The following is a 13415-nucleotide window of genomic DNA, read 5'->3' on the forward strand; positions in this document are numbered from 1 at the left end:
TCTCGTCAGTCCCGGCCGTGGCGCAGCGCCGGATGGGCGCCCGCGGCCACCAGGTCGGCCACCGCGGCCTTGGGGTCGCGTCCGGTCACCAGGGACTCGCCGACCAGCACCGCGTCCGCGCCGTCGTTCGCGTAGGCGATCAGGTCGTGCGGTCCGCGCACGCCCGACTCCGCGATCTTGACGATGTGGTCCGGGATCTCCGGTGCGATCCGGGCGAAGTTCGAGCGGTCCACCTCGAGGGTCTTGAGGTTGCGCGCGTTGACCCCGATCACCCGGGCCCCCGCGTCGACCGCACGGGCCACCTCTTCCTCGTCGTGCACCTCGACCAGCGGCGTCAGCCCGATCGACTGGGCCCGCTCGATGAGCGAGACCAGGGCCTCCTGCTCCAGGGCGGCGACGATCAAAAGGATCACGTCGGCGCCGTACGCCCGCGCCTCCCACAGCTGGTACGAGGTGACGATGAAGTCCTTACGGAGCACCGGGATGTCGACCTTGGCCCTTACGGCCTCCAGGTCGGCCAGCGAGCCGCCGAAGCGCCGCTGCTCGGTCAGCACGCTGATGACGGCCGCGCCGCCCGCCTCGTAGTCGGCGGCGAGCCCGGCGGGGTCGGCGATCGCGGCGAGCGCGCCCTTGGACGGGCTGGACCGCTTGACCTCGCAGATCACCTTGACGCTGTCGCCCTTGAGGGCGGCGGCACCGTCCTTCGCCGGCCGCGCGCCGGCCGCCCGCTGCTTGAGCTCGTCGAGGGTGACGCGCGCCTGCCGCTCCGCGAGGTCGGCACGGACTCCGTCGATGATCTCGTCGAGCACACTCACCGAGCGGCCCCCTTCCGGGACGGGGATGAAGCTTCTGATCGGCGCCGGGCGGGGCGGTCCACCGCGTCACCCGGCACTGCGATGGTAGCCGCCGTAAGGCCGAAGTTTCGCATCCGGTTGACGCAGATGCCCACCACGTGGACATACAGAACAGCGGTCATGGCGTCAGCAGTCCCCCGAACGGAAAATTCCGGACAATGGTGAAAACCAGGGCCGCGCCGCCGAGCGCGCCCGCGTGCCAGAGCCGCGCCGCCGGGAAGCGGCCGCGCACGCACCACACCACCCAGCAGACGGCGAAGACGGCGTAGCAGCCGACGGCGAGGGCGTTGTCGCGCAGGGCGGCCGGCAGATCGCCGTGCACGAGGGCATGGGCGCCGCGCAGCCCGCCGCAGCCGGGGCAGTACAGCCCCGTGAGCCGCAGCAGCGGGCAGACGGGATAGTGACCGGGCTCCCGGGGGTCGACGGCGCCGACGTAGCCGAAGGCGGCGAGGACACCCGCGAGCACGCCGAAAGGGGCGGCGAGGCGCCGCACCAGGGGGACCGGGACGGCCGGCGGTGGTTCGGTCACACCGCCGAGTCTGCCCGGGGAGCCATCGAGGCGCGGCCCGGGGCCTGTGTGCCGGCCTCCGAACGGCTCAGTGCCGAGCGAGGTGGAGGCGGCCGGAGCCCCGGACCGCGCCCCGGCTCACTGCTGGGTCTGCGCCTGCGCCTGCGGCTGCGACTTCGCCGCGGGCTGCGGCTGCGGGTGCTGCGACTTGGGCATGCCCAGCCCGGCCGCGCGCATCGCCGCGCCGACGACGCCGCCGAGGGCGACGATCACGATGCCCGCCCAGAAGCCGACCGGCTTGGCCGCCACGGTGAACGCGCCGGCGACACAGAATCCGATGAAAGCGATGGTGACACCGGTCCAGGCGGCCGGGGTGTGTCCGTGGTTGTGACCCGCCATGAATACTCCTCGTAGCTGTACTGCGCCTGGTCCGGGCGCCCGGGGGCGAACGCTCCCACGCCATTGTCCCCGACGCGCGAAACACCCTTGAGCGGGGGTGGACCTTGCGGTACGAGAGGGAGGGCAGGCGGGCGGGCGGCCCGGACGGATGGGCGGGTGGGCAGCCCCGGACGGGCTCACTAGGCGCCCCGGACGGGCCCCCTAGGCGCCTCGGACGGGCCCCCTAGGCGCCCCGCTCGGCCTCCTGCCGCACCGAGGCCTCAACCGGGGTCTCGGTCGGGGTCTCGGTCGGGGTCTCGGTCGGGGTCTCGGTCGGGGTCTCGGCCGGCGCCTCGGTCGGGTCCTCGCCCCGGTCCAGGGCCTTCCACAGCTCCTCGGGGCGGTCCGGGTCGGGGGCCGGTGCGCCGCGCCGGACGCGGCCGCGGCCCGCGGTGCCCGAGCGCTCGTACCGCCCGGACATGGCGGGCCAGTGGCGGCCGTACCCCAGGGCGAGAACGCCCGCGAGCAGCAGCAGCACCCCGCCCGCCGCCGCGACCCACGGCCAGGTGGTGTACGCCACGTCGTGGATCGGGCTATGGGTCAGTCCGCTCACCTTGGACGCCTTCTCCTCCAGCGCCGCCTTGTCGGAGGCGCCGAGGACCGAGCTGATGACGATGCCCGCGCCGCTGAGGGCGAGCAGCGCCGCGACGACGACGCGGCCGAGGCGGCGCACGGCGAAGACCGCGACCAGCGCGGCGAGGCCGACGACCGCGAGCGCGCCGGGCAGCCCGGTGATGTCATCGCCGTTGGCGCTCTGCGGGAGGGAGCCCTGGGCGACCGAGGCGGTGCCCTCGGCCCACTTGCGGCTGGTGGCCAGCAGGACGAGGGCGGCACCGAGCGCACCGGCGAGCAGGGCGATGGCAAGGCTGCTTCGGCGGCCGCGCGCGGCGGGGGCGGAGGGCTCGTTCTCGGCCCTGGGCTGAGGTACGGCTGCTGCAGTCACGCCTACCACTATCCCCCACCGGGGTACGGGACCCGTTCCCGGGGATACCGGACCGACGAACCGTTCCCGGCGATACGGGACCGTCGGACCGTTCCCCGGGAATACGGGACCTACCGCCCCAGCCGGTTCGCCGAGTGCACCGCCCGGAGCACCGCGGCCGCCTTGTTGCGGCACTCCGCGTCCTCGGCCACCGGGTCGGAGTCGGCGACGATCCCCGCGCCCGCCTGGACGTACGCCGTGCCCTCGCGCAGCAGCGCGGTACGGATGGCGATCGCGGTGTCGGAGTCGCCCGCGAAGTCGAGATAGCCGACACAGCCGCCGTACAGCCCGCGGCGGCTCGGCTCCAGCTCCTCGATGATCTGGAGCGCCCGCGGCTTGGGGGCGCCGGAGAGGGTGCCCGCGGGGAAGCAGGCGGTGAGCACGTCGAAGGCCGTACGGCCCTCGGCGAGGCTGCCGGTGACCGTCGAGACGATGTGCATGACATGGCTGTAGCGCTCGATCGACATGAAGTCGACGACCTCGACGCTGCCGGGCTCGCAGACCCGGCCCAGGTCATTGCGGCCGAGGTCGACGAGCATCAGGTGCTCGGCCCGCTCCTTGGGGTCGGCGAGCAGCTCTTCGGCGAGGGCGGCGTCCTCCTGCGGAGTGGCGCCCCGGTGCCGGGTGCCGGCGATGGGGTGCAGCATGGCCCGGCCGTCCTCGACCTTGACCAGGGCCTCCGGGCTGGAGCCCACCACGTCGAAGCCCTCGAACCGGAAGAGGTACATATAGGGGCTCGGGTTGGTGGCGCGCAGCACCCGGTAGACGTCGAGGGCGCTCGCGGAACACGGCGTCTCGAACCGCTGCGAGGGGACGACCTGGAACGCCTCGCCCGCGCGGATGCGCTCCTTGATGTCGTCCACGGCCGCCATGAAGTCCTCGCCGCCCCACAGCGCGGTGTACTCGGGCAGCTCGGAGTCGGGCAGCGCGGCGGGGTCGGTGGGCATGGGGCGGACGAGGTCGGCGGCCATCGCGTCGAGCCGCGCCACGGCGTCCGCGTACGCCTCGTCCACGCCCGTTTCGAGGTCGTTGTGGTTGATCGCGTTGGCGATCAGCAGCACGGTGCCGTCCCAGTGGTCCAGCACCGCGAGGTCCGAGGTGAGCAGCATGGTCAGCTCGGGCAGCCGCAGATCGTCCCGCCCGTGCTCGCCGACCTTCTCCAGGCGGCGGACGATGTCATAGCCGAGGTAGCCGACCATGCCGCCGGTGAACGGCGGCAGCTGGACCAGGCCCCCGAGGTCACGGGGGGTGTGCAGGGCCTCGACGGTGGCGCGCAGCGCCTGGAGGGGGTCGCCTTCGGTGGGCACGCCGACGGGCGGGGTGCCCAGCCAGTGGGCGCGGCCGTCGCGCTCGGTGAGGGTGGCGGCGCTGCGGACGCCGATGAAGGAGTAGCGGGACCAGGAGCGGCCGTTCTCGGCGGATTCGAGCAGGAAGGTGCCGGGCCGCTCGGCGGCCAGTTTGCGGTAGAGGCCCACGGGGGTGTCGCCGTCCGCGAGCAGCTTGCGGCTGACGGGGATGACGCGGCGGTCGGCCGCCAGCTTGCGGAAGGTCTCGAGATCCATCGTGACAGCGTCCTGGGTCGAGGGCCGGGAAGCCCGGCGGGGCACGGGGACTGGGTTGGATGGTGGCCGGGTCGGATGGCGGCCGGTCGGTGGCTGATCTGTCGCTGGTCTGTCGCCGGTCGGTGGCCGGTCTGTGGCCGGTCTACTGGCCGAGCGGGAGCACGTCGGCGTCGAAGCAGGTGCGGTCGCCGGTGTGGCAGGCGGCGCCGACCTGGTCGACCTTGACGAGGATGGTGTCGGCGTCGCAGTCGAGGGCGACGGACTTGACCAGCTGGACATGGCCGGAGGTGTCGCCCTTGACCCAGTACTCCTGGCGGCTGCGGCTCCAATAGGTGCAGCGGCCGGTGGTGAGGGTGCGGTGCAGCGCCTCGTCGTCCATCCAGCCGAGCATCAGCACCTCACCGGTGTCGTACTGCTGGGCGATGGCGGGAAGCAGCCCGTCGGCACCGCGCTTGAGGCGGGCGGCGAGGGCCGGGTCGAGGGCGGAGGGGCGGTCGGAGCCGGTCATGCGACCATTCTGCACGGCCGGGCGGGCGTCCCCGCGAACAATCCCTGTCCGGCCGGCCCGCCCGAGCCCGATGACCGGGTTGTCGGTGGAATGGGGCATGCTTCGGACATGACGTTTCCGCCGCCGTCGAACGACCCCAACCGGCCTGGAGACGGCGGGGGGTTCGGTCCGCCGCCGCCACCACAGCCACAGCCACAGCCACCGCAGCAGGGCTTCGGGCCGCCGCCCGCGGCGGACCAGCCCGCTCAACCGGGTCCGCCCGGCCGGCCGGGTCCGCCCGCGCTGCCGAGTGGCGGTTTCGGCCCGCCCCACCCGCCGGTGCCGCTGCCCGGCGGTCCACCGCCGGGCGCTGTGCCGCCGGGCTCCATACCCCCGGGCGCGCTGCCGCCCCCTCCCCCTCCGCCCGGCAGCAGCGGCTCCAAGGTCACCGCGATCGTCATCGCGGCGGTGGTGGCCGTCGCGGTGGTCGTCGGCGCGATCGTCATCGGGACGAAGGACGACGGCGGCAAGGAGACGTCGGCCGACGCCGGCCCGTCCGCCTCCGCCTCGGACAGTCCCCTCTCCTCGCCCTCGGATGCCGGACCGTCCGCCTCCGCCGCCCCGCCGGGCTCGGAGGACCCCGGCCAGGGCGCGCCGCTGGGCGGTGGGAGCGATGTCCCCGACGGCGATCCGGACGCCTCGGACTCGGCGGACCCGGGTGCGTCGGAGTCCGCCGCGCCCGGTGACCGGGTGCCGTATGTGGTGCTCGATCCCGGCCAGTGCTTCGACCATCCGGCGCTGGACAGCAGCGTCACCAAGATCGAGAAGCGGTCCTGCCGCAGCCCGCACGACGGCGAGGTGATCGCCAATGAGACGCTGAGCGGTGACTTCTCCTCCGAGAAGGCGATCCAGTCCAAGGCGCTCTCGCTGTGCGGCACGGACGCCAAGAACCGGCTGAAGAGCATCCCCAACGACGGCCGGATGTACTACTACTACGCGCTCTATCCCGCCCTGAGCACCTACACCGTCCAGGGCGAGGACCAGGTCTCCTGCGCGCTCACGCTGAGCGCCGGCCCGGACGGCAAGAAGCTGAGCGAGCCCCTGCCGGGGTGAGCCCTGGCCGGGGTGGGCCCGGCGCGGTGGCGGGCAAGCCTCAGCGGCGATTCTCATGGCCGCGGGCGGGACCCGGCCGTAGGGTGGCCGTATGTCCACTCACGCGAAGCGCGAACGCCTGCTCCTCGCCGACCTCTTGGAGAACGCGGGCCCCGGTGCCCCCACGCTGTGCGAGGGCTGGACCACCCGCGATCTGGCGGCCCATCTGGTGGTCCGCGAGCGCCGCCCCGACGCGGCCGCCGGGGTGCTGGTCAAGCCGCTGGCCGCGCGGCTGGCCCGGGTGCAGGAGGAGTTCGCGGCGAAGCCGTACGAGGAGTTGCTCCAGCTGTTCCGCACCGGTCCGCCGCGGATGTCGCCGTTCGCGCTGAAGCAGGTGGACGAGGGGGCCAACAGCTTCGAGTTCTACGTCCACGCCGAGGATGTGCGCCGGGCCCGGCCGGACTGGACACCGCGCGAGCTGGACCCGGTCTTCGCCGACACGCTGTGGTCCCGGATCGAGCGCGGCGCCCGGGTGTTCGGCCGCCGCTCCCCGGTCGGCCTGGTGCTGCGCCGTCCGGACGGCCGTACGGCGGTGGCCCGCCGAGGCGTCCCGGTCGTCACGGTCACCGGCGAACCGGGCGAGTTGGTGCTCTTCCTCACCGGCCGTCAGAAGGCCGCCCGGGTCGAGCTGGAGGGCGACAAGGAGGCCGTGGCGGCGGCGCAGGAGGCCAAGCTCGGCATCTGAGCGGCCTCGCCCGGCCGGCCCGGCCCCCTGTGGGTCACCGCGCCCGGCCGCACCGGGCCCGTGAGGAACCCACGAGCCCCGCCCGCCCGCGCGGCGGGCGGGGCGTCGAGCGGACTCCCTAGCACGTCTCCCGGACGTAGTCCTCGCTGTCGTCGGTGGAGACGTCCACGTCCCGCAGGACGACGCTGAGCCGGTCGCCCCAGCCCTCGCACGCCTTGGCGAAGCCCTCCTCGCCGTACTCGACGACCACGACGTGATCGTCGTACGCCTTGGCGAACGCGTCGCACTCGTCGTACTGGCCGCACTCCTCGACCACCGCGAAGTCCAGCCCGGCCGCCTTCCGGCCGGACAGCAGCTCGGCGGTGTTCTTCTGACCGATGGCCAGCCCCTGGGCGTGGGCGTGCTCGGACAGCAGGGCGATGAACGCCTTGGCGTCGCTGGGGGTCAGCAGGTCCTGGGAGCGTTCGTAGCTGTCGTAGTTGTCGGGCTCGATGGCGTCGAAGCCCTTGTCGGCGCAGCCGTCGATCCAGGTGTTGACCTTGTCGGCCACGCGCTCGCGCTTCTTGGCGGTGCTGATGTCGAGCAGCGGCTCGTTCCAGTCCTCGTCGATGACCAGATCGCCGTTCTTGTCGCGCAGCAGCAGGTCGTCCGGCCACTGCTTGCGCTCGCCCGGCTGGACCTGGAAGGCGTTGACGTAGCAGATGTTGTAGAGCCCGTCCGCCGGGGAGTCCGCGCGGTCGCGGCTGACGATGTCGACGCCCTTCGGCGGGGTGTACCCCCCGCCGATCTGGTAGTCGAAACCGCCGTGGACGGGCGGCAGCGCCACTTCGGACGCGTCGGCCCCGTTGGCCCCGTTGGACAGGGACACGGCCACGACGGCGGCGGCGACGGCGGCCGCCGCCACCGAGGCAGCGGCCCAGCGGCGGCGAAGGCGGTGGGCATGGCTGGCTGGCATGAAAGCTCCAACACTCGCGGGCAACGACCCCGCCTCGGACGGCATCCGCCGTCCTGGCGACTGAGTCCGGGCTCGGGACCGGAACCGGGTCCCCTACCGGCTGGGCGCGCCTCTTGCCTCTTGGGCGGCACCGGGCTGGACACCCGTGCGACTGCTGCGATCAAAGCGGGCCCCGGCAACGGCGTCAAGTCGGCAGGCCACGGGACCGGACTCGCCGCCTCCGGGCCGGCTGAGCCGACGTCAGCCCCGCGTCGGCCCGCGCGTCGAGCCGCCCGGGGAACGGCGGCCCCGAATGCCGCCGATGCGCGCCCGTGCCCCTACTGGGCGCTCGCGGCCGGGCGGACCACGATCTCGTTGACGTCGACCTCGGCGGGCTGGCCGATGGCGTAGGCAATGGCGTCCGCGATCGCGGAGGCGGGGATGGCCACCGAGCGGTAGGTCTTCATGGCCTCGCGGGCGCCCTCATCGGAGATGGAGTCGGCGAGTTCGGACTCGGTCACGCCCGGGGAGACCAGGCTGGCCCGGATGTCACCGGCCGACTCCTGGCGCAGCCCCTCCGTGATGGCGCGGACGGCGAACTTGGTGGCGCAGTACACCGCGGCGGTCGGCGACACCTCGTACGCGCCGACCGAGGCGATGTTCACGATGTGCCCACCGCCCTGCTCCTTCATCACCGGCAGGGCCGCGGCGATGCCGTACAGCACCCCGCGCACGTTCACATCGAGCATCCGGTCCCACTCGTCGACCTTCAGCGCCTCCAGCGGCGAGAGCGGCATCACCCCGGCGTTGTTGACGATCACATCCACCCGCCCGAACCGCTCCCGGGCGGCGGCCACGAAGGCGCGCACGTCCTCGGCCGAGGTGACATCGAGCCGCTGGTACGCGGCGGTGCCGCCGTCGGCGGTGATCTGCGCGGCCAGCTCGCCGAGCCGCTCGGTCCGGCGCGCCCCCAGGTAGACCCGGTGCCCGTCGGCGGCGAGCCGACGGGCGGTCGCCTCCCCGATCCCACTGCTGGCCCCGGTGATGAGCACGACCTTGTCCGTGACGTTCCTGGCGTTCATGGCGGTATCCCTTTCGATCCTGCTGCCGTTCGCTGTCCTGCACCACCGAGTCTGCGCAGGTCAGCGGCCCCATACCAGGACGCCCTTCTCCTGGGTGCGCCACACCCGGTCGGGGCTGCGGATACGGTCACACCTCGATCGCGCTCGCCCGCAGCGGGCCGACGAAGCCGCACCCGCGCCGGGAATCCGGGGTTGTGCACCTCGGCGGAGCGGGTCGAGTCCGCTCGCCCCGTCCACGCCGATGGCCGCATCTGACCGTCCCCGCTAGGTTCGGAACCCGCGCACCTGGACCGACAGGCCGAGTGCCCGCGCGTTGTTCTGCGGAGTGCGGCCGAAGACGACCGCGAGCAGGACGGCGAGGTACGCGGTCCCGATCCCGCCGTAGATCATGAAAGGGAGCACGCAGACGATGGGCCGGAAGCACTCCTACCGCACCACCGTCCGCTGGACCGGCAACACCGGTTCGGGGACGAGTGGTTACCGCGACTACGGGCGGTCGCACGACGTCATCGGCGACGGCAAGCCGACCCTGCGGGCCAGTGCCGATCCCGCGTTCCTGGGGGATGCGGAGTGCTGGAATCCGGAGGAGTTCCTGCTGGCCTCGCTCTCCCAGTGCCACATGCTGACCTACCTCTCCGTGTGCGCCCGGGACGGGGTGCGGGTCACGGCGTACGAGGACGTCGCCACCGGGGTCATGGAGGAGGCGGCCGGGCACAGCGGGCGCTTCACCGAGGTGGTGCTGAACCCGGTGGTCACCGTCGCCGACGCGGCGATGGTGGAGCGGGCGCGCGCGGCGCACAGGGACGCGCACGAGGCGTGTTTCATCGCCAACTCGGTCAACTTCCCCGTCCTGCACCAGCCCACCGTCCGGGTCGGCTGAGCTCAGGCCGCCGTCGGCGGGGACCCCGTCGCCGAGCAGCCGGGCACGGTCAGCACCCGCGCAGCAGATGTGGCGCAGGTCACGGGAACCACCTCCGGCGTGCGGAGAGGCACGGGTGTGAGGTGTAAACGACATGACTGAGGGTGTGCGGGCGCGGATTCGGGCGGGTGACCGCGAGGCGTTCGCAGAGCTCTACGAGAGTTACGCGCGCACGGTGTACAACCACGCCTACCGGCTGACCGGCGACTGGTCGGTCGCCGAGGAGGTGATGGGGGACACGTTCCTCGACGCCTGGCGTAACCGGGAGCAACTGGAGCCCGGCGACGGCACGCTGAAACCGTGGCTGCTGGGCGTGGCGACGAACAAGGCGCGGAACGCCAACCGGGGCATCGGCCGCCGGCTGGCCTTCCTGGCCCGCCGCCCCGCCCCCGACCCGGTGGCGGACTTCGCCGACGAGGCCGCCGGGCGCATCGACGACGCCCGCCGGCTCGCGGCCGTACGCACGGTGTACGGCCGCCTGCGGCGCGGCGAGCAGGAGGTGCTGGCGCTGTGCGTATGGTCCGGCCTGGACTACGCGCAGGCCGCGCAGGCGCTGGGGGTTCCGGTGGGGACCGTGCGCTCGCGGCTGTCCCGCGCCCGCGCCCGGCTGCGGAAGCTCGCCGAGCAGAAACTCGCGGAAGAAAAGAAGGAACCGCGATCTCGCCGCGGAGAGGTACAGAGCGAGGCCGCGTTCGCGGCCCTGCCCTTTCAGGAACTTCAGGAGGAACCCCGATGAACGCCGCCGGCTCCGGTCCCGCACGGGCCGGGCACGAGGAAGCGGAGCGCGAGGAACTGGCCCGGCTGCTTCCCGCCCCGGCCGAACGGGACGTTCCTTCCGAGCCCTACCTCCACCACAAGGACCGTTTGATGCAGCACATCGATGACGACCAGAACCGCACCGCCCCCGCGCCCGCCCAGAAGATCCGGCGGCGGATGCTGCGCCCGGCGCTGCTGATGCCCGCCGCGGGCCTGGCGCTGGCCGGGGCGCTGGCCGTCACCCTCACCGCGGGCGGGGAGTCCGGCAACGGCTCCGGCCAGCCCCGGGAGAGCGCCGCCGTCCTGCTCGACCGGATCGCCGGCGTCGCCGAGAAGACGGACGTCGAGCCGGTACGGGAAGACCAGTTGGTCTACGTCAAGAGTCTGATGGCGGGAGCCGAGCTGAAAGAGGACGGCTCCTCCAAGCTGGACCCGCTGCACGAGCGGGAGATCTGGAAGTCGCAGATCTCCAAGCCAGTGATCAAGATCGGCCTGATCCACGAGGACGGGGCCTACTTCCCGCTCAACGAGGGGGGCCCCGGCACTCCGGCGGGCGTCCACCGGCCGACGTACCTCTGGCTGTCGTCCCTGCCCACCGACCCGGACGCCCTCCTCAAGGAGCTGTACCGGATGGCCGAGCCGGAGGAGGGGCACGAGAAGGCGCAGGCCGTCTTCGACCTGATCGGCGAACTGCTGTCGGAGAACGTCATGCCGCCGGAGAACGCCGCCGCCATCTACAAGGCCGCCGCGAAGCTCCCCGGGGTGCAGCGCGTCGACGACGCGGTGGACGCGGCCGGGCGGCACGGGGTCGGCATCGCCCGTACCGACAAGTGGGCGTCGACCGCCACCGAATGGGTCTTCGACCGGGACAGCCTGGCCTTCCTCGGCGAGCGCCGCTACCGGACGAAGGACATCGGGGCGGGCAAGAAGGGCGACATCCTGGAGAAGTTCGCGGTCCTGGAACGCGGCATCGTCGACGCGTACCGCGAGCGGCCGGACTCGGACACGAAGTAGACGGGCCCCGGGGGTGGGGCGGACCGTGCTGCGGTCCGTCCCGCCCCCGGCCGTTGGGCCAGGGCCCTTCCGGCGGATCTCGGCCGGAGGAGGAGCGGTGTCGCGGGGCCGCGACGACCCACCGGACAGGGCCTAGCGGACCGGGTGCCCTGCCCTCCGCAGTTCGTCCTTGACCTGGCCGATCCGCAGATCGCCGAAGTGGAAGACGGACGCGGCCAGCACCGCGTCCGCGCCCGCGGCGATCGCCGGCGGGAAGTCGGCGAGCTTCCCCGCGCCGCCGCTGGCGATGACCGGGATGGTGACGTGCTTGCGGACGGCCTCGATCATGGCCGTGTCGTAGCCGTCCTTGGTGCCGTCCGCGTCCATGGAGTTCAGCAGGATCTCCCCGGCGCCCAGCTCCGCGGCGCGATGGGCCCACTCGACGGCGTCGATACCGGTGCCGCGGCGGCCGCCGTGGGTGGTGACCTCGTAGCCGGAGGCCGTCACCGTCCCTTCGGGACAGGCGCGGGCGTCGACCGAGAGGACCAGGACCTGGCTGCCGAAGCGCTCGGCGATCTCGCGGATGAGCTCGGGGCGGGCGATGGCGGCGGTGTTGACGCCGACCTTGTCCGCCCCGGCGCGCAGCAGCTTGTCGACGTCCTCCGGGGTGCGGACGCCCCCGCCGACCGTCAGCGGGATGAAAACCTGCTCGGCGGTGCGGCGGACCACGTCGTAGGTGGTCTCGCGGTCGCCGGAGGAGGCGGTGATGTCGAGGAAGGTCAGCTCGTCCGCGCCCTCCTCGCCGTAGACCTTGGCCATCTCGACCGGATCGCCCGCGTCGCGCAGATTCTGGAAGTTGACGCCCTTGACGACCCGGCCGTTGTCCACGTCCAGGCAGGGGATGACTCGGACCGCCAGGGTCATGACTGTCGTGCTCCTCGGAATGCTTCCAGTTCCACTTCCACCAGGACCCGCGAGTCGACGAAGCCGGACACCACGACCAGCGTGGCGGCGGGGCGCACGGCGTCGAAGAGCTCCTTGTGGGCGCGGCCCACCTCGTCCACGTCGCGGGCGTGGGTGATGTACATACGGGTGCGGACCACCGATTCGACGCCCAGGTCGAACTTCTTCAGGACGTCCAGCGCATGGCCGAAGGCCGCGAGGGTCTGTTCGTACGGATCGCCCTCGCCCTCCAGCACACCGCGCTCCGCGAGCGGCATCGTCCCGGAGACGAGCACCAGGTCACCGGCCTCCACGGCCCGTGCGAACCCGATGTTCTCCTCCCAGGGGCTCTCGGTCTGGACCCGCCGCGCGGTCTCGGGTGAGGTCATACGGATACCGCCTCCAACGCCTCTTCCAAGGTGAACGCCTTGGCGTAGAGCGCCTTGCCCACAATGGCGCCCTCGACACCTTCCGGTACCAGGGTCGCAAGGGCGCGCAGGTCGTCGAGGGAGGAAACGCCGCCGGAGGCGACGACGGGCTTGGTCGTCGCGGCGCAGACGTTGCGCAGCAGCTCCAGGTTGGGGCCCTGGAGGGTGCCGTCCTTGGCGATGTCGGTGACGACGTAGCGGGCACAGCCCTCGGAGTCGAGGCGGGCCAGGGTCTCGTACAGGTCGCCGCCGTCACGGGTCCAGCCGCGGCCGCGCAGGGTGGTGCCGCGCACGTCGAGGCCCACCGCGATGAGGTCGCCGTGCTCGGCGATGACCTTGGCGACCCATTCGGGGGTCTCCAGGGCGGCCGTGCCGAGGTTCACCCGGGCGCAGCCGGTGGCCAGGGCGGCGGCCAGCGAGGCGTCGTCGCGGATGCCGCCGGACAGCTCGACCTTGAGGTCCATGGCGCGGGCCACCTCGGCGATCTGCGCGCGGTTGTCCCCGGTGCCGAAGGCGGCGTCGAGGTCCACCAGGTGCAGCCATTCGGCGCCCGCCCGCTGCCAGGCCAGGGCGGCCTCCATCGGGTCGCCGTACGACGTCTCGGAGCCGGACTCGCCGTGCACGAGGCGGACGGCCTGGCCGTCGCGGACGTCGACGGCGGGGAGGAGTTCGAGGCGGTGCGTGGGCATGCGG

16 protein-coding genes and 1 pseudogene are annotated in these 13415 nt (G+C 72.9%); 5 read left to right on the forward strand and 12 right to left on the reverse strand.

The genetic code is table 11. The annotated features are described in order from the left end of the window. Positions 1-5: 5 nt before the first annotated feature. From trpC to hisI, 6 genes and pseudogenes are all read right to left on the reverse strand, one after another. A complete protein-coding gene (trpC, locus tag PS467_RS11905; protein ID WP_268971421.1) occupies positions 6-815 on the reverse strand; it encodes an indole-3-glycerol phosphate synthase TrpC in 810 nt (269 codons plus the stop codon). A 157-nt stretch (positions 816-972) separates the two neighbouring features. Further along, entirely contained in the window at positions 973-1383 is a 411-nt protein-coding gene (locus tag PS467_RS11910) for a DUF2752 domain-containing protein (RefSeq protein ID WP_268971422.1), read from the reverse strand. A 117-nt stretch (positions 1384-1500) separates the two neighbouring features. Then, complete coding sequence (locus tag PS467_RS11915; RefSeq protein ID WP_311035248.1) at positions 1501-1761, reverse strand: HGxxPAAW family protein; 261 nt, start codon at positions 1759-1761, stop codon at positions 1501-1503. A gap of 334 nt (positions 1762-2095) precedes the next feature. After that, positions 2096-2743, reverse strand: a pseudogene (locus PS467_RS11920) (TIGR02234 family membrane protein); the annotation flags it as partial. Positions 2744-2853: 110 nt separating this feature from the next. Next, entirely contained in the window at positions 2854-4344 is a 1491-nt protein-coding gene (locus PS467_RS11925; RefSeq protein WP_432280574.1) for an anthranilate synthase component I, read from the reverse strand. Between the two features lie 142 nt (positions 4345-4486). After that, the gene (gene hisI, locus PS467_RS11930) at positions 4487-4852 is read right to left on the reverse strand and encodes a phosphoribosyl-AMP cyclohydrolase (protein WP_268971426.1); all 366 of its coding nucleotides are present in this window, start codon (positions 4850-4852) and stop codon (positions 4487-4489) included. A 108-nt stretch (positions 4853-4960) separates the two neighbouring features. Between hisI and PS467_RS11935 the strand changes: the two genes are divergently transcribed. Then, complete coding sequence (locus tag PS467_RS11935; RefSeq protein WP_311035251.1) at positions 4961-5944, forward strand: hypothetical protein; 984 nt, start codon at positions 4961-4963, stop codon at positions 5942-5944. A 91-nt stretch (positions 5945-6035) separates the two neighbouring features. Next, the gene (locus PS467_RS11940) at positions 6036-6668 is read left to right on the forward strand and encodes a TIGR03085 family metal-binding protein (RefSeq protein ID WP_311035252.1); all 633 of its coding nucleotides are present in this window, start codon (positions 6036-6038) and stop codon (positions 6666-6668) included. A gap of 118 nt (positions 6669-6786) precedes the next feature. Here the strand turns inward: PS467_RS11940 and PS467_RS11945 are convergent, their stop codons facing one another. The 3 genes from PS467_RS11945 to PS467_RS11955 all read right to left on the reverse strand — a co-directional run bounded on the left by PS467_RS11945 (position 6787) and on the right by PS467_RS11955 (position 9074). After that, the gene (locus tag PS467_RS11945; protein ID WP_311035253.1) at positions 6787-7623 is read right to left on the reverse strand and encodes an endo alpha-1,4 polygalactosaminidase; all 837 of its coding nucleotides are present in this window, start codon (positions 7621-7623) and stop codon (positions 6787-6789) included. A gap of 317 nt (positions 7624-7940) precedes the next feature. Then, positions 7941-8684: an SDR family oxidoreductase gene (locus PS467_RS11950; protein ID WP_311035254.1), complete on the reverse strand. Its 744-nt coding sequence runs from the start codon at positions 8682-8684 to the stop codon at positions 7941-7943. Positions 8685-8948: 264 nt separating this feature from the next. Next, on the reverse strand, positions 8949-9074 hold the full coding sequence (locus tag PS467_RS11955) for a hypothetical protein (RefSeq protein ID WP_311035255.1): 126 nt from the start codon (positions 9072-9074) through the stop codon (positions 8949-8951). A 19-nt stretch (positions 9075-9093) separates the two neighbouring features. On the opposite strand from PS467_RS11955, the gene PS467_RS11960 reads away from it, so the two are divergent. The 3 genes from PS467_RS11960 (at position 9094) to PS467_RS11970 (ending at position 11373) form a co-directional block, all read left to right on the forward strand. After that, the gene (locus PS467_RS11960) at positions 9094-9564 is read left to right on the forward strand and encodes an OsmC family protein (RefSeq protein ID WP_268971431.1); all 471 of its coding nucleotides are present in this window, start codon (positions 9094-9096) and stop codon (positions 9562-9564) included. 133 nt (positions 9565-9697) lie between these two features. Further along, positions 9698-10339: an RNA polymerase sigma factor gene (locus PS467_RS11965; protein ID WP_311035256.1), complete on the forward strand. Its 642-nt coding sequence runs from the start codon at positions 9698-9700 to the stop codon at positions 10337-10339. Next, on the forward strand, positions 10336-11373 hold the full coding sequence (locus PS467_RS11970; RefSeq protein ID WP_311035257.1) for a CU044_5270 family protein: 1038 nt from the start codon (positions 10336-10338) through the stop codon (positions 11371-11373). Before PS467_RS11965 ends, PS467_RS11970 begins: the two co-directional genes overlap by 4 nt. 132 nt (positions 11374-11505) lie before the next feature. On the opposite strand, the gene hisF is transcribed toward PS467_RS11970, so the two are convergent. The 3 genes from hisF to priA are packed head-to-tail and all read right to left on the reverse strand — an operon-like array spanning position 11506 to position 13411. After that, positions 11506-12276 carry an imidazole glycerol phosphate synthase subunit HisF gene (gene hisF / locus PS467_RS11975; RefSeq protein ID WP_268971435.1) on the reverse strand — a complete coding sequence of 257 codons (771 nt, stop codon included), beginning with the start codon at positions 12274-12276 and terminating at the stop codon, positions 11506-11508. After that, positions 12273-12683: a Rid family hydrolase gene (locus tag PS467_RS11980; protein WP_311035258.1), complete on the reverse strand. Its 411-nt coding sequence runs from the start codon at positions 12681-12683 to the stop codon at positions 12273-12275. The genes hisF and PS467_RS11980 overlap by 4 nt, the downstream gene beginning before the upstream one ends. Beyond that, on the reverse strand, positions 12680-13411 hold the full coding sequence (gene priA / locus PS467_RS11985; protein ID WP_268971437.1) for a bifunctional 1-(5-phosphoribosyl)-5-((5-phosphoribosylamino)methylideneamino)imidazole-4-carboxamide isomerase/phosphoribosylanthranilate isomerase PriA: 732 nt from the start codon (positions 13409-13411) through the stop codon (positions 12680-12682). The genes PS467_RS11980 and priA overlap by 4 nt, the downstream gene beginning before the upstream one ends. Positions 13412-13415 lie beyond the last annotated feature (4 nt).

Origin of the sequence: Streptomyces luomodiensis (assembly GCF_031679605.1) — a bacterium.
Lineage (GTDB): Bacteria > Actinomycetota > Actinomycetes > Streptomycetales > Streptomycetaceae > Streptomyces > Streptomyces luomodiensis.